The following is a 14,863-nucleotide window of genomic DNA, read 5'->3' on the forward strand; positions in this document are numbered from 1 at the left end:
CGGGCCTTACAGGATAAAGCGGCTCAGATCCTCGTCTTCAATCAGCTTGCCGAGGTGGGCATTGACGTAGTCGGTGTCGATGACGAAGGTCTGGCCGGACTTCTCGGAGGCGTCGTAGGAGATGTCTTCCATCAGCCGTTCCATCACTGTGTGCAGACGACGGGCGCCGATGTTCTCGGTGCGCTCGTTGACCTGCCAGGCCGCTTCGGCCAGACGGCGGATACCATCTTTGGTGAACTCGATCTTGACCCCTTCGGTGGCCATCAGCGCCTGGTACTGATCGGTCAGGGAGGCGTTCGGCTCGGTCAGGATCCGCTCGAAATCTTCGGTAGTCAGCGCGGTCAGCTCGACCCGGATCGGCAGGCGACCCTGCAGCTCGGGGATCAGGTCGGACGGCTTGGCGATCTGGAAGGCGCCGGAGGCGACAAACAGGATGTGATCGGTCTTGACCATGCCGTGCTTGGTGTTGACGGTGCAACCCTCGACCAGCGGCAGCAGGTCGCGCTGGACCCCTTCACGGGAGACATCCGGGCCCGAGCTCTCGCCGCGCTTGCAGATCTTGTCGATCTCGTCGAGGAAGACGATGCCGTTGTTCTCGACTGCGGCGATGGCCTTTTGCTTCAACTCTTCCGGGTTGACCAGCTTGGCCGCCTCCTCTTCGATCAGCACCTTCATGGCCTCTTTGACCTTGATCTTGCGCTTCTTCTTCTGGTTCTGGCCCAGGTTCTGGAACAGCCCCTGCAGCTGGTTGGCCATCTCTTCCATGCCCGGCGGGGTCATGATCTCGACGCCCATCGGGGAGGCGGCCAGATCCAGCTCGATCTCCTTGTCATCCAGCTGACCTTCCCGCAGCTTCTTGCGGAAGATCTGGCGGGTGTTGGAGTTGTCGGCCTTCTCTTCCTCGCCCCAGGTGTTGCGCGGGTTGGGCAGCAGGGCGTCGAGGATGCGCTCTTCGGCGGCCTCTTCGGCGCGGTATTTCATCTTCTCCATCTCGGTCTCGCGCACCAGCTTGATGGCGACATCGGTCAGATCGCGGATGATGCTGTCCACTTCCTTGCCCACATAGCCCACTTCGGTGAACTTGGTCGCTTCGACCTTGATGAAGGGGGCGTTGGCCAGCTTGGCCAGGCGACGGGCGATCTCGGTCTTGCCGACGCCGGTCGGGCCAATCATCAGGATGTTCTTCGGGGTTACCTCGTGGCGCATCTCTTCATTGAGCTGCATGCGGCGCCAGCGGTTGCGCAGGGCCACGGCCACCGCGCGCTTGGCGTCGGCCTGACCAATGATGTGTCGGTCCAGTTCGTGGACGATTTCTCTCGGGGTCATCTCGGACATGATGGCGTTCCTGTATCCGGGGCGGGCAGGGCCCGCCCCTTGGAAAATGGGGTGGCTGACTTACTTGTCGCTATAGTCCAGCACTTCGATGGTGTGGTTGCCGTTGGTGAAGACGCAGATGTCGCCCGCAATCTTGAGGGACTTCTCGACAATGGTCTTGGCATCCAGCTCGGTGTTTTCCAGCAGGGCGATGGCAGCAGACTGGGCGAAGTTGCCGCCCGAGCCGATGGCGATGAGATCGTGCTCCGGCTGTACCACGTCACCGTTGCCGGTGATGATGAAGGATTTGTGCTCGTCGGCGACGGCCAGCAGGGCCTCGAGGCGGCGCAGGGCGCGATCGGTGCGCCAGTCTTTTGCCAGCGCCACGGCGGCGCGTTCCAGGTTGCCCTGGTGGGCCTGCAGCTTGGCTTCGAAACGCTCGAGCAGGGTGAAGGCATCGGCAGTACCGCCGGCGAAACCTGCCAGCACCTTGCCGTTATAGAGACGGTGAACCTTGCGGGCATTGCCCTTCATGACGGTGTTGCCAAGAGAAACCTGGCCATCGCCACCGATGACGACCTGACCGTTGCGGCGAACTGAAACTATGGTAGTCACTTTACTTACCTCGCTTGAGCCGAATAACGGCCTGAGTGTGCATGAGAGCAGAGATGGGGACGGCATCCGGGCTTTTCAACCCCGCCCGTCGCAGGGCGCCAGTTGGCTGGGGGCAAGGCAGGCATGAAAAAAAGGGGCCGGGTTTTGCAACCCGGCCCCTCGCTGTCAGGAGACACTTACCCTTTCTTGGGAATACAGCCGCTGATGCCCGAGCTTTGCAGCTTGCGGTTGGCCGCATCGGCGGCCGCCTTGCCGTTGAAGGGGCCCACCATCACCTTGTAGACGGTGCCGTTGGCACCGTTGATCACCTGCAGGCTGGAGGAGAGGCCGGCGGTGAAGGCGATGCGCGCCTTGAGGGACTCGGCGGAATCCTGCGAACGCAGGGCGGCGCACTGCATCATGTAGCGACCGCTGTCGGCGGCGGCAGTCTGGGCCGCCTTGGCCTTGGCAGCCTCGGCACGTTCCCGCTCCAGCTCGGCACGGATCTCGCGTTCCATCCGTTCCCGCTCGGCCTTGCGGTCGATCACCTGCTCCTGGGCGCTGGCGACCGGCGCCCCCGTGGCCGGGTTGGACGGATAGGGTTGCTGGCCGAGCGGTGTGCCCGGCTGGGGAATATTGGTCGGTACCGGTTGTGGCAATTTATCCGGCTGCAGGGTGACGGTCGGTGCCGGAGGTGGCGGCACACCCGGTTGGGGCGGCGGTTCGATCACATCGACCTGCTTGTTCTCCAGCCGTTCGATGTAGCTCCACTTCTCCTGGGGAAGACCATTGTTCTGGGCCTTGGGCTTGTTGGCCTTCACCTGCTCTTCGATGGTGGGGGCATCGTTGCCCTTGCCATTGATCATGTAGAGGAAGGCGCCAAAACCTACCAGCAGTGCACCGGCCAGCAGGGCCGGGATAACAGGAAAGCGGCGAGGCGCCGCTTTCCTGGTGTTGCGACCACCCGCCCGACGTCGCGGGCGGTTGCCGACATAATCCCGGGTTGCCATCTATTACATGCGCTCCAGGGTGTGGATGCCCAGTACGCCAAGGCCCAGTTTCAGCACCTTGGCGGTGGCGGCGCACAGCAGCAGACGGCTCTGGCGAGTGGCCTCGTCGACGCCATCCTTGTTGATCGGGCAGGCTTCGTAGAAGGTCATAAAGTTGCCGGACAGCTCGTACAGATAGGTACAGAGCAGGTGCGGCATGCCCTTGTCCGCCACGCCGTTGACCGCGTCTGAGAACTGGATCAGCTTCTGGGCCAGCACCTCTTCCGCCTCTTCGCTCAGGATCACCTTGCCGGTCAGGGTCTCGGCATTGATGCCGGCCTTGCGGAAGATGGACTGGATCCGGGTGTAGGCGTACTGCAGGTAAGGGGCAGTGTTGCCTTCAAACGACAGCATCAGATCCCAGTCGAAGATGTAGTCGGTGGTGCGGTTTTTGGAGAGATCCGCATACTTGACCGCACCCATGGCGATGGCGTGCACCACCTCGGCCTTCTCCTCGGCGGAGAGATCGCTGTTGCGGCTCTCCAGCAGGGCGGCGGCGCGCTCCTCGGCTTCGTTCAGCAGGTCGACCAGCTTGACGGTGCCACCGGAACGGGTCTTGTAGGGACGGCCATCCTTGCCCAGCATCATGCCGAAGGCGTGGTGCTCGAGGGGCACGGAGTCCGGCACATAGCCCGCCTTGCGGGTGATAGTCCAGGCCTGCATCAGGTGCTGGTGCTGACGGGAGTCGATGAAGTACATGACACGGTCGGCGCCCAGGGTTTCATAACGGTACTTGGCACAGGCGATGTCGGTGGTGGTGTAGAGGAAGCCGCCATCGCTCTTCTGGATGATGACGCCCATGGGCTCGCCATCCTTGTTCTTGAACTCGTCCAGGAAGACGACGGTGGCCCCTTCGCTTTCGACCGCCAGCCCGCGGGCTTTCAGGTCGGCCACGATTTCCGGCAGCATGTCGTTGTACATGGACTCGCCCATGATGTCTTTGTCGGTCAGGGAGACATTCAGGCGGTCATAGTTGCGCTGGTTCTGCTCCATGGTCATGTCGACCAGCTTCTTCCACATGGAGCGGCAGTACTCGTCACCGCCTTGCAGCTTGACCACGTAGTTACGGGCACGCTCGGCGAAGGCTTCGTCTTCGTCATACAGACGCTTGGCCTGGGTGTAGAAGGCTTCCAGATCCTTGAGCTGCATGTCGCTGGCGTGCTCGTTCTCCATCTTTTCCAGATAGGCGATCAGCATGCCGAACTGGGTACCCCAGTCACCGATGTGGTTGGCACGAACCACTTTATGGCCGAGGAACTCCAGGGCGCGAGCGGCCACGTCACCGAGGACGGTGGAGCGGATGTGGTGCACCGCCATCTCTTTCGCCACGTTCGGGGCTGAGTAGTCCACCACCACGGTCTGCGGCGCAGGCAGCTTCACGTTGGCATTGGCACTGGCCACCACGGCTTCCACCTGACCGGCCAGCCAGCTGGGGTCGAAGAAGAAGTTGATGAAGCCGGGGCCGGCGATCTCGACCTTGGCGATCAGATCGGAGGCGGGCAGGTGCTCGATGATGGCGGCAGCCAGCTCACGGGGATTCTTGCGGGCCGGTTTGGCCAGCAGCATGGCCAGGTTGGTGGCCAGGTCGCCGTGAGCTTTTTCCTTGCATCGGTCTACTTGCACGCGGGCTTCCAGGTCCGCCGGCAGGATGCCCGCTGACTTGAGATTGGCTACCGTTTGTTCAAGTAGATGATGAATATGCTCTTTCATAACTGACCACCAAGGTTGCGCGTCGAAAAATGACTGATATATAAGGGCGTGAATTTTACCCGCATCGGCCGGAGAAAACTATAGGGATGACCCGCCGCTCACAGTCGGGCGGATAATTCACTGTTTTTGGCGCCAATATCCGGAAAATTAACCGCAATATGGTGCTTATCCATTTCTACTGCATATCGAAGCGGCTTGTCCAGGCTATTTTCCCCTGATTGTTAAGGGTTTTTTCCTTGCCATGACGGAGCAACCCTGCTCCGACGACAGGATCAGCGCAGCCTGCTCTTCTGCCCGGTCGTGACGGAGATGAAGGATTTGTTCGAGGCTTTTTGGTTGGAACTGTCAGATTAGGGGTAGTAGAGATCAAAAAAAGGGACCGATATGGTCCCTTTTTACTTGGCTGGCGCAGGTTGTCAGGCCACGAACACCAGATAGACGGCGAAGGCCACCACGAAGCGGTAGATGGCGAACGGGATGAAGTCGAGGCGACGGATCAGCGCCAGGAAGGTCTTGATGGCAAACATGGCCACCACGAAAGCAGTGATGAAGCCAACCGCGAACATGGGGAAATCCGCCATGGAGAGGAAGTCGCGGCTCTTGTAGAGATCCAGCGTGCTGGCCGCCATCATCATGGGCACTGCCATGATGAAGGAGAACTCGGCCGCCGCGTGGCGGCTGATCCCCATCAGCATGCCGCCGCTGATGGTGGCGCCGGAGCGGGAGAAGCCTGGCCAGAGGGCCAGACACTGGAACAGGCCAATGCCGAACGCCTGCTTGTAGCTGATGTCGTCCAGGGTGTCGGCGGTGACGGCGGGACGGAACTTCTCGGCGATGATCAGCAGGATGCCGCCTGCCACCAGGGCATACATGACGGTGACCGGGCCAAACAGGTTGGCCTTGATCCAGCTGTGGATAGCCAGACCGATGACGATGGCGGGCAACATGCCGAGGATGACGTGGATCAGCGACAGAGTGGCGTGACCAGGATCGGGCTTCTGGCCGAAGTGGATGCCGATGAGGCCAAACAGACGGCGCCAGAAGACGGCGACTACCGCCAGGATGGAACCCAGCTGGATCACCACTTCGAAGGTGGCAGCCTTGGGTCCTTCAAAGCCCAGCAGATGGCCGACGATGATCATGTGGCCGGTAGAGGAGACGGGGAGGAACTCGGTCAGCCCCTCAACGACGCCCAGAATAAAGGCGACCAGCAGGCTATAGGTGTCAGTCATCGAACAAAAAGTCCTTACTTCGTTGATGTAAAAGCCGGGTTGATGCAAAAAATCCCCGAGAGTGCTCCCGGGGCGGCTTATCTTGCTCGATTGTCAGTAAGGTGGCTATGTAAAAATGATGAAACCTTTAAGTCAGTCGCGGATGAATCGGTAGCGGGTCTGATGGCGGTATTGCTGGCCTGGCAGCAGCCAGACATCCCCCAGTTCGGGACGATTCGGGCTGTCCGGAAACTGCTGTGCCTCCAGACAGAAGCCGTCGTGGTCCCGCAAAATCTGGCCATCGCGACCCGCTGTGCCGGCCAGCCAGTTGCCGGTGTAGAACTGCAGCGAAGGCTGGTTGGTGTAGACCTCCATCGCCAGTTGCCGATCTGCGGAAACCACCCGGGCCGCCCACTCCTGCTCGGGGCCATTTAGCACAAAGGCGTGATCGTAGCCTTTGGCCTGGCGCTGCTGGGGATGGCTCAGCCAATCCTGGCCGATGGGGCGCTCATGGCGCAGGTCGAAGGGGCCTGCCACCGGCGTGACCGTGAGCGGCAGGCCGCTCGGGTCGGTGGGCAGGAAATGATCGGCATTGAGGCTGATGGTGTGACCGAGTACGTCGCCGCCGTCCGGACGGTTGCCATCCAGATTGAAGTAGGCGTGGCTGGTGAGGCTGACCGGGGTCGGCGCATCTGTGCTGGCACGAAACTCCACCACCAGATCGCTTTGCTCCAGCCGGTACTCCAGGGTCACCCTCAGGTTGCCGGGAAAGCCTTGATCCCCCGCCTTTGATAGCAAAGCCAGCCTGACCCGATCCGCCTCAAGCTCCCTGATCTGCCAGGTACGGCGATGAAAGCCCTCCCTGCCGCCGTGCAGGCAGTGGGGCGGCTGGTTGGTATCGAGGGGCCAGCGCTCGCCCCCTCGTACCAGCTCGGCTCCGCCGATGCGGTTGGCAAAGCGCCCAGCCACGGCCCCCAGCCACACCTGTTGGTCGGGGTAAGCCTGATCGGCGCAGCCCAGCAACACCTCGCGTCGCTCCCCCGCGACCGGCAGGGTGAGGGAGGTGAGGGTGGCTCCGAAGTCGAGGCCGCGCAGGCGCAGCCCCTCCTCGTTTTCCAGTTCGAAGGCCGTCATAGCCTGCCTGCTCCGGCACTGGCCCGGCAGACATAGCAATCGGCCTTGAGGCCAAAGCGGGCCGGGTACTCGGCATCGACCGCCGCGATCACGCTGGCCACCTTGTCCGGGCGCAGCAGGGCGACCACGCAGCCGCCAAAGCCGCCTCCGGTCATCCGCACGCCACCTTCGTCGCCGATCCTGGCCTTGATGAGTTCCACCAGGCCGTCGATGGGAGGAACCGTGATCTCGAAATCATCGCGCATGGCTGCATGAGACTGGGCCATCAGCTCGCCGAGACGTACCAGCTCGCCGCGCTCCAGCGCATCGGCGGCGGCCAGCGTGCGCGCATTTTCGCCCACCACATGGCGGGCGCGGCGATAACAGGCCTCATCCAGCCCGGCCTTGCCCGCCTCCAGGGCGGCCAGATCCAGATCGCGCAGCGCCCTGACCCCGTAGTGACGGGCGGCGGTTTCACACTGCTGGCGGCGAGTGTTGTATTCGCTGTCCACCAGGCCGCGGCGTACGTTGGAGTTGACGATCAGCACCGTCAGATCGGCCGGCATGGTGATGAGGCGGGTTTCCAGCGAGCGGCAGTCGAGCAGCAGGGCGTGATCCTGCTTGCCACTGGCAGAGATCATCTGATCCATGATGCCGCAGTTGCAGCCGACGAACTGGTTCTCTGCCTGCTGGCCGTTGAGGGCGATCTCGGCCTGGCTGATGGCGAGACTCTGGGCCTCCTTGAAGGCCTGGCCGATGGCCACTTCCAATGAGGCGGAAGAGGAGAGCCCGGCCCCCTGGGGTACGTTGCCGGAGACCACCAGATCGAGGCCGCGCAGGGCATGACCACGCTCTTGCAGGTATTTCACCACGCCGCGGATGTAGTCGCTCCAGCGTTGGCCGGGGTGGCGCTCGATGGGTTGGTTCAGGTCGAACTGATCGCGCTGGTTGTCGTAGTCGGCGGCGATCACCTGCACCAGGTTGTCATCCCGCAGGCCGATGGCGACACAGGTTTCATAGTCGATGGCGCAGGGCAGCACGAAGCCGTCGTTGTAGTCGGTGTGTTCGCCGATGAGGTTGACGCGGCCGGGGGCGCGTACCAGCAAGGAGGGCGCTTTGGCAAACTGTTCGGCAAAGACGGCGCTGACGCGTTGGCTCGGGGTCATGGGGTTTCCTCATTGGCTGGGGTGATCTGGTTGTAATGAACGGGAGAGAGGGCGCGCAGTCGCTCGGCCGCCTGCTCCGGAGTCAGGTCGCGCTGGGTCTCGGCCAGCATCTCGAAGCCCACCATAAATTTGCGCACGCTGGCTGAACGTAAAAGCGGCGGATAGAAGTGGGCGTGCAACTGCCAGGCCTCGGGGCAATCCGAGCGGGGCGGCGCGAAGTGCCAACCCATGGAGTAGGGGAAGCTGCATTCGAACAGGTTGTCGTAGCGGCTGGTGAGTTCCTTGAGCGCTACCGCCAGATCCTGCTGCTGGGCCGGGGTCATATCCAGCATGGAAGGAATATGAACCTTGGGCAGCAGCAGGGTCTCGAACGGCCAGGCCGCCCAGAAGGGCACCACCGCCAGCCAGTGCTCGGTCTCCACCACGATGCGGGATCGGTCGGCCAGCTCCCGCTCCACATACTCCAGCAGCATGGGGCGACCGTGCTCGGCCAGCCAGTCGCGTTGATGTTGATCCTCGCGGGCGATCTCGTTGGGCAGGAAGTCACTGCCCCACAGCTGGCCATGGGGGTGAGGGTTGGAGCAGCCCATGACGGCCCCTTTGTTTTCAAACACCTGCACCCATTCCCACTGCTCTGACAGCTCGGCGACCTGCGCCATCCAGGTGGTGATCACCCCCTCGATGGCAGGCAGGGGCAGCTCGGGCAGCGTCTTGCCATGATCCGGCGAGAAACAGATGACCCGGCTGGTACCACGGGCGGCCTCCAGTTTCAGCAAGGGGTCGCCGGCGGTGTCGGCGGCCGGGGTGTCCTGCATCAGGGCGGCGAAGTCGTTGGTAAAGACGAAGGTGCCCTGATAGTCGGGGTTGATGTCACCAGTGACCCGCTTGTTGCCTGCACAGAGGAAACAGTCGGGATCGTGGGCCTGTTGGGGGGCCTGGCTCACCTTCTCCACCTGCCCCTGCCAGGGGCGCTTGGCCCTGTGGGGAGAGACCAGCACATACTGGCCGGTCAGCGGATTGAAGCGGCGATGGGGATGATCGACGGGGTTGAACATCATCTCTCCTGATAAGGTATTGAAAATAAGGTCATTGTTTCGCGGGAGTCGGCATGCCTACTCCCCGTAGCCATTGGGGTTGTTGGCTTGCCAGCGCCAGCTGTCGGCACACATGGCGGCGACATCCCGGGTGGCCTTCCAGCCCAACTCGCACATCGCCTTGGACGGGTCGGCCCAGCAGGCGGCGATGTCGCCCGGGCGTCTTGGCTCGATGCGGTAGGGGAGCGGCTTGCCGCAGGCAGCAGAAAAAGCAGTGACCAGTTGCAGCACGCTCTGGCCCTGGCCCGTGCCCAGGTTGTAGGCATGTACGCCGCCATGACCGGCGCAGCGCTGCAGCGCTTTGACGTGTCCCTCGGCGAGATCCATCACGTGGATATAGTCGCGTACTCCTGTGCCATCCGGGGTAGGGTAATCGTTACCAAAGACCGAGAGGCAGTCACGACGGCCGATGGCTACCTGGGTGATGTAGGGCATCAGGTTGTTGGGGATCCCCTGGGGATCTTCTCCCATGGTGCCCGACTCGTGGGCGCCGACCGGATTGAAGTAGCGCAGCTGCGTCATGCTCCAGTGGGGCTCGGCGGCCTGCAGATCCTCCAGGATCTCCTCGATGATCAGCTTGGATCGCCCGTAGGGATTGGTGGCGCTGCGGGGGAAATCCTCCCGGATGGGCAGGCTGGCGGGATCGCCATAGACGGTGGCCGAGGAGCTGAACACCAGGTTGTGGACGTCGGCCCGCTTCATCGCCTGCAGCAGGGCGAGGGTGCCGCTCAGGTTGTTCTCGTAGTAGTCGAGGGGGATGCGGGTCGATTCGCCCACGGCCTTCAGCGCGGCGAAGTGGATCACCGCATCGATACTGTGTTCGGCAAAGATGCGATCAAGCAGGGCCTGGTCGCGAATATCCCCTTGATAAAAAACGGGTAATTGACCGCTGATCGCTGCTACCCGAGTCAATACGCCGGGCTTGCTGTTGCAGAGGTTGTCGACAACCACGGGGATCATGCCTGCTGCCTGCAAGGCCAGACAGGTATGGCTGCCGATATATCCACAGCCGCCGGTGACCAGAACCTTCATCTTGCTCTCCACTGAAAACGTGTCTGGAAGGAGTCTAGCCGAGGGGACGGCGAGCAAACTGTGAGCTTGCTTGCAAAACAGTGTAAACGATTACACTGTTTTTATGATCCCAATGATGACAGATATTCCTTTCGTCACTATTTTCAATGAGTTTGCTGGGTATAATGGCGCCATTGTGGACTGTGAAATAAGTGAAAACAGCATGAGTACTATCAAGGATGTCGCCCGTTTGGCGAATGTGTCGGTGGCAACGGTTTCACGGGTGATGAACAACTCGCCCAAGGCCAGTGCGGCATCCCGTGCTGCGGTACAACAGGCCATGGCGGAGCTGGGTTATACCCCCAATGCCAACGCACGGGCACTGGTGAACCAGACCTGCGACACCATGGGAGTGGTGGTGGGCGACGTGGCCGATCCCTTCTTCGGCGCCCTGGTAAAGGGGGTCTCTGCCGTGGCTGTCGAGCAGAATCTGCATCTGCTGATGGGCAACGGTTTTCACAAGGCACGTCAGGAGCGCGAGGCGATCGAGCTGCTGATCGGCAAGCGCTGCGAGGCGCTGGTGGTGCACAGCAAGGCACTCAGCGATGAGGAACTCTGCGATTACGCCATGCGGGTGCCAGGCATGGTGCTGATCAACCGAGATATCCCGGCTCTTCGCGGGCGCTGCATCGCCCTCAACAACCGGCTGGGAGCGGCCACGGCCACCCGTCACCTGATCGAGCTGGGGCACCGTCATATCGCCTTCATCAGTTCCGATCATGCCATCGAGGATGCCACCTTGCGGCAACAGGGGTATCAGGACGGCTTGCGGGAAGCGGGTCTGGTCGCCGATCCGGAGCTTGTCGAGAGCGGGCCTCCCAACGAGGAAGGGGGCGAGCAGGCCATGCTCAATCTGCTGGCAAAAGGGGTTCGGGTGACAGCCGTGGTGGCTTACAACGACGCCATGGCAGCGGGGGCCATCTCGGTGCTGGCTGACAATGGCCTGCGGGTGCCGGAGGAGGTCTCGGTAGTGGGTTTCGATGACATCATCTATGCCAGATACCTCAGACCCAAGCTCTCGACCATGCGCTATCCCATTGAACTGATGGCATCCCAGGCAGCCAAGCTGGCGTTGCAGCTGGCCGCGGGGGAGGGTGAAGCGCAGCAGAACCGCATCTATACCCCGACCCTAATCAACCGCCATTCGGTCGCGCCGGTGCGGGCCGGATAGGGGGAATGGGTGAGCCATGGTTAACCATCCCGGCTGATGGCGCTGTAGTTTTACCGGTTTTAATTGTTTTTACTCCGTTTTACTTAACAAAATCAGTGTAATCGTTTACATTGCTGTGAGCGAGATCGCCGTTCCCTGCGTCGGACTTCTCTAAACTGAATACGTTTTCGTATCGGTGGAGAGTATCTGAATGCTCAGGGAGATAGTAGCGCGTCAGGATTGGCAGAGCCAGGCGATTACCTCGGTGAATCGCTTGCCTGCCCACACCCCCTTGTTCAGCTGGCGCAACGAGGAGGATGCCCGGCTCGACAGGGCCTCGCTCTCCAGATTGTCACTGGATGGTGAGTGGCGTTTCTCCTTCTTTGCGGCCCCCGAACTGGTGCCGGAGGGTTGGCTAAAGGGCGATCTGGCGAATGCCTGCCCCATCCTGGTGCCCGGCAACTGGCAGCTGGATGCAGCCTACCCTGGGAATCGCCCGCTGACCGACGGTCCCATCTACACCAACATCAAGTATCCGTTTCCCTGCGATCCCCCCAGAGTACCGACCGACAATCCGACCGGCTGTTACTCCCGTGAGTTCGAGTTGCCCGCCGACTGGTTGGCCAGCGGTCAGAGCCGTATCATTTTCGACGGGGTGAGCAGCGCTTTTCATCTCTTCTGCAATGGCCACTGGGTCGGTTACTCCCAGGACAGCCGACTGCCCGCCGAATTCGATCTGACCCCCTGTCTGCGAGCGGGCAAGAACCGGCTGGCGGTGCTGGTGCTGCGCTGGTCGGACGGTGCCTATCTGGAAGATCAGGACATGTGGTGGCTGTCGGGGATCTTCCGCTCCGTCAGCCTGCTTCATAAGCCGGTCCGCCATCTGGTGGACATGCGGGTCACACCCGTGCTCGATGCCTGCTATCGGGATGGTCGCCTCAAGATTGAACTGCAGGCGGCCAATGCCGCCGGGCTGTCGGTGGTGGCCAATCTCTATGACGGCAGCGAGCGGGTTGCAACTCTGCGCCAGCCGATCGGCACTCAAGCCATTGACGAGAAAGGGGCTTATGACGATCGCGTCGAATTGTGGTTGGCTCTGGCGGCGCCGCGCAAGTGGAGCGCCGAGACCCCCAACCTTTATCGCCTGACCCTGACTCTGCTGGATGAGCAGGGTGAGGCCATTGAGAGCGAGGCCTGCGACGTGGGCTTTCGGGTGGTGGAGATCCGTGACGGCTTGCTGCGGGTCAACGGTCAGCCGCTGCTCATTCGTGGCGCCAACCGTCACGAGCACCATCCCGCCAGGGGCTATGCCATCGATCTTGCCACCATGGAGCAGGATCTTCGGCTGATGAAGCAGCACAACTTCAATGCCCTGCGTTGCTCCCACTACCCCAATCATCCGGCACTCTACCGGTTGTGCGACAGGCTGGGGCTCTATGTGGTGGACGAGGCGAATCTGGAGACCCACGGCATGACCCCCATGGGGCGGCTGGCGCGAGATCCCGCCTGGAGCAGCGCCTTCCTGGAGCGTGCCACCCGCATGGTGGCCCGTGATTTCAATCACCCCTGCATCATCATCTGGTCCCTCGGCAACGAGTCCGGCTATGGCCCGGCCCACGATGCCATGTATGGCTGGATCAAGCGCAGCGACCCGAGCCGTCCGGTGCAGTATGAGGGGGGCGGAGCCGATACCCCGGCCACCGACATCATCTGCCCCATGTATGCCCGCACTCATCAGGATCAACCCTTCCCGGCGGTGCCCAAGTGGGCACTGGCCAAGTGGATTGGTCTGCCCGGCGAGACCCGGCCGCTGATCATGTGCGAATACGCCCACGCCATGGGCAACAGCCTGGGGGGCTTTGCCCACTACTGGCAGGCGTTTCGTGATCATCCGAGACTGCAGGGCGGCTTTGTCTGGGACTGGGTCGATCAGGGACTCGACAAATACACGACCGACGGTCGCCACTACTGGGGCTACGGTGGTGACTTTGGCGATCGGCAAAACGATCGCCAGTTCTGCTGCAACGGCCTGCTGTTTCCCGATCGCACGCCTCATCCTGGTCTGTTCGAGGCAAAACGGGCCCAGCAGCCATTCCGGTTTACGCTGGTGGGTCATGCGCCGCTGCGGGTGCAGATCGAGAGTGAATATCTGTTCCGTGCAACCGACAACGAGTGGCTGCGCTGGCGGCTGTGCGAAAACGGGCGCTTGCTGCATGAGGGAGAGATTTCCCTCGCGTTGGCGCCCCTGGGCCGGTGCGAGCTGACGCTGGTCGATACCTTGCCGGAATTCGCGCCTGGCGCTCTGGTCTGGCTCGATCTGGCCATCGTTCAGCCTGCCGCCACCCCCTGGTCCGGGGCGGGCCATGAGGTGGCCCGTCAGCAATTTATGTTGCCTGCCCCCTTGGCGCTACCGGCTCCAGTCACTCCGGCAACCCTGACTGAATCCCCCGAGGGATGGCTTGCCTGTGGTGGTGACAACCAGTGGCGGCTGGACAGAGCGAGCGGCCGCATCATTAGCTGGCTGAAGGGGGGGCAGGAGCAGTTGCTGGCGCCGATCGGGGATCACTTCTACCGGGCACCGCTCGACAACGATATCGGCACCAGCGAGGCGGATCACGCGGATCCCGACTCCTGGATCGCCCGCTGGCAGGCCTGCGGCCTTATCAACTGGCAGCATCGCTGCCTCGGCATGGTGGCATCAGAGGGCGAGATCCGGGTGCACCACGGTTATTTCCACGATGGGCAATTGCTGGTGGTCTGCCAGTGGCGACACGGCTTCACCAGCGAGGGGGCCATGACTCTCGAGATAGAGACGGAGCTGGCGCCTTCACTCCCCTCTCTGCCCCGTATCGGCCTGCTGCTGCACCTGGCCGGTGTGCCGGAGCGGGTCGATTGGTTGGGACGCGGCCCCCACGAGAACTATCCGGATCGTCTGCTGGGGGCGGATCTGGGGCACTGGAGTGTGCCGCTGGCCGCCATGCACACCCCTTACATCTTCCCTTCCGACAACGGGTTGCGTTGCGACAGCCGCTGGTTACAGCTGGGGGAGGTGAGGGTGACGGGGACCTTCCATTTCAGCGTCAGCCGCTTCAGCCAGCAGCAGCTCGCCGCCGCGCGTCACCAGAGCGATCTGGTGGCAGAAGAGGGGATCCATGTCTGCCTTGATGGCGTCCACATGGGGGTCGGCGGGGATGACTCCTGGAGCCAGAGCGTGCGGCCCGAGTACCAGTTGACGGCACGCCGCTACCATTGGCGTTGCACCCTGATGTGAGCCGTTTTGACAACCTGGCCACAACGACTAGCCTCAACAGACCAGGATTGATTGAGTCTCAAAGATTGTTCTTGAGTTTATGTATTTGAAAAATAATAAAAAGGTTTCAATGTAACAAAG

At 61.9% G+C, this 14,863-nt stretch carries 11 protein-coding genes; 2 read left to right on the forward strand and 9 right to left on the reverse strand.

What is annotated here, in order from left to right; genetic code table 11:
- Positions 1–6: 6 nt before the first annotated feature.
- The 9 genes from hslU to galE form a co-directional block, all read right to left on the reverse strand.
- Positions 7–1,335 carry an HslU--HslV peptidase ATPase subunit gene (gene hslU / locus ACB034_RS16775; protein WP_042070635.1) on the reverse strand — a complete coding sequence of 443 codons (1,329 nt, stop codon included), beginning with the start codon at positions 1,333–1,335 and terminating at the stop codon, positions 7–9.
- Between the two features lie 60 nt (positions 1,336–1,395).
- Entirely contained in the window at positions 1,396–1,929 is a 534-nt protein-coding gene (gene hslV / locus ACB034_RS16780; protein ID WP_026458393.1) for an ATP-dependent protease subunit HslV, read from the reverse strand.
- Positions 1,930–2,105: 176 nt separating this feature from the next.
- On the reverse strand, positions 2,106–2,918 hold the full coding sequence (locus ACB034_RS16785) for an SPOR domain-containing protein (RefSeq protein ID WP_124238667.1): 813 nt from the start codon (positions 2,916–2,918) through the stop codon (positions 2,106–2,108).
- 3 nt (positions 2,919–2,921) lie between these two features.
- Positions 2,922–4,667, reverse strand: coding sequence for an arginine--tRNA ligase (argS, locus tag ACB034_RS16790; protein WP_225633785.1), 1,746 nt, complete (start codon positions 4,665–4,667; stop codon positions 2,922–2,924).
- A gap of 416 nt (positions 4,668–5,083) precedes the next feature.
- On the reverse strand, positions 5,084–5,899 hold the full coding sequence (gene bacA, locus ACB034_RS16795) for an undecaprenyl-diphosphate phosphatase (RefSeq protein WP_201982713.1): 816 nt from the start codon (positions 5,897–5,899) through the stop codon (positions 5,084–5,086).
- Positions 5,900–6,031: 132 nt separating this feature from the next.
- Entirely contained in the window at positions 6,032–7,012 is a 981-nt protein-coding gene (gene galM / locus ACB034_RS16800) for a galactose-1-epimerase (protein ID WP_371173304.1), read from the reverse strand.
- Positions 7,009–8,157, reverse strand: a complete 1,149-nt coding sequence (gene galK, locus ACB034_RS16805) for a galactokinase (RefSeq protein ID WP_371173305.1) — start codon at positions 8,155–8,157, stop codon at positions 7,009–7,011. Before galK ends, galM begins: the two co-directional genes overlap by 4 nt.
- Positions 8,154–9,212, reverse strand: a complete 1,059-nt coding sequence (locus ACB034_RS16810; protein WP_042027262.1) for a UDP-glucose--hexose-1-phosphate uridylyltransferase — start codon at positions 9,210–9,212, stop codon at positions 8,154–8,156. Before ACB034_RS16810 ends, galK begins: the two co-directional genes overlap by 4 nt.
- 57 nt (positions 9,213–9,269) lie before the next feature.
- Positions 9,270–10,283: a UDP-glucose 4-epimerase GalE gene (gene galE, locus ACB034_RS16815; protein ID WP_371173306.1), complete on the reverse strand. Its 1,014-nt coding sequence runs from the start codon at positions 10,281–10,283 to the stop codon at positions 9,270–9,272.
- Between the two features lie 202 nt (positions 10,284–10,485).
- Between galE and ACB034_RS16820 the strand changes: the two genes are divergently transcribed.
- Together ACB034_RS16820 and ACB034_RS16825 are read left to right on the forward strand one after the other, a co-directional pair.
- Positions 10,486–11,493 carry a substrate-binding domain-containing protein gene (locus ACB034_RS16820; protein WP_223379526.1) on the forward strand — a complete coding sequence of 336 codons (1,008 nt, stop codon included), beginning with the start codon at positions 10,486–10,488 and terminating at the stop codon, positions 11,491–11,493.
- 190 nt (positions 11,494–11,683) lie between these two features.
- The gene (locus ACB034_RS16825; RefSeq protein ID WP_371173307.1) at positions 11,684–14,743 is read left to right on the forward strand and encodes a beta-galactosidase; all 3,060 of its coding nucleotides are present in this window, start codon (positions 11,684–11,686) and stop codon (positions 14,741–14,743) included.
- The last annotated feature ends 120 nt before the right edge of the window (positions 14,744–14,863 follow it).

This window comes from Aeromonas sp. S18(2024) (genome assembly GCF_041402525.1).
Taxonomy (GTDB): domain Bacteria; phylum Pseudomonadota; class Gammaproteobacteria; order Enterobacterales; family Aeromonadaceae; genus Aeromonas; species Aeromonas enteropelogenes.

Excerpts from the sequence above, each read along its gene's own strand:
- ACB034_RS16820 (WP_223379526.1), top strand. The coding sequence starts at position 10,486 with ATGAGTACTATCAAGGATGTCGCCCGTTTGGCGAATGTGTCGGTGGCA.
- bacA (WP_201982713.1), bottom strand. The coding sequence starts at position 5,899 with ATGACTGACACCTATAGCCTGCTGGTCGCCTTTATTCTGGGCGTCGTT.
- hslU (WP_042070635.1), bottom strand. The coding sequence starts at position 1,335 with ATGTCCGAGATGACCCCGAGAGAAATCGTCCACGAACTGGACCGACAC.
- ACB034_RS16810 (WP_042027262.1), bottom strand. The coding sequence starts at position 9,212 with ATGTTCAACCCCGTCGATCATCCCCATCGCCGCTTCAATCCGCTGACC.
- argS (WP_225633785.1), bottom strand. The coding sequence starts at position 4,667 with ATGAAAGAGCATATTCATCATCTACTTGAACAAACGGTAGCCAATCTC.
- galE (WP_371173306.1), bottom strand. The coding sequence starts at position 10,283 with ATGAAGGTTCTGGTCACCGGCGGCTGTGGATATATCGGCAGCCATACC.
- galM (WP_371173304.1), bottom strand. The coding sequence starts at position 7,012 with ATGACGGCCTTCGAACTGGAAAACGAGGAGGGGCTGCGCCTGCGCGGC.
- galK (WP_371173305.1), bottom strand. The coding sequence starts at position 8,157 with ATGACCCCGAGCCAACGCGTCAGCGCCGTCTTTGCCGAACAGTTTGCC.
- ACB034_RS16825 (WP_371173307.1), top strand. The coding sequence starts at position 11,684 with ATGCTCAGGGAGATAGTAGCGCGTCAGGATTGGCAGAGCCAGGCGATT.
- ACB034_RS16785 (WP_124238667.1), bottom strand. The coding sequence starts at position 2,918 with ATGGCAACCCGGGATTATGTCGGCAACCGCCCGCGACGTCGGGCGGGT.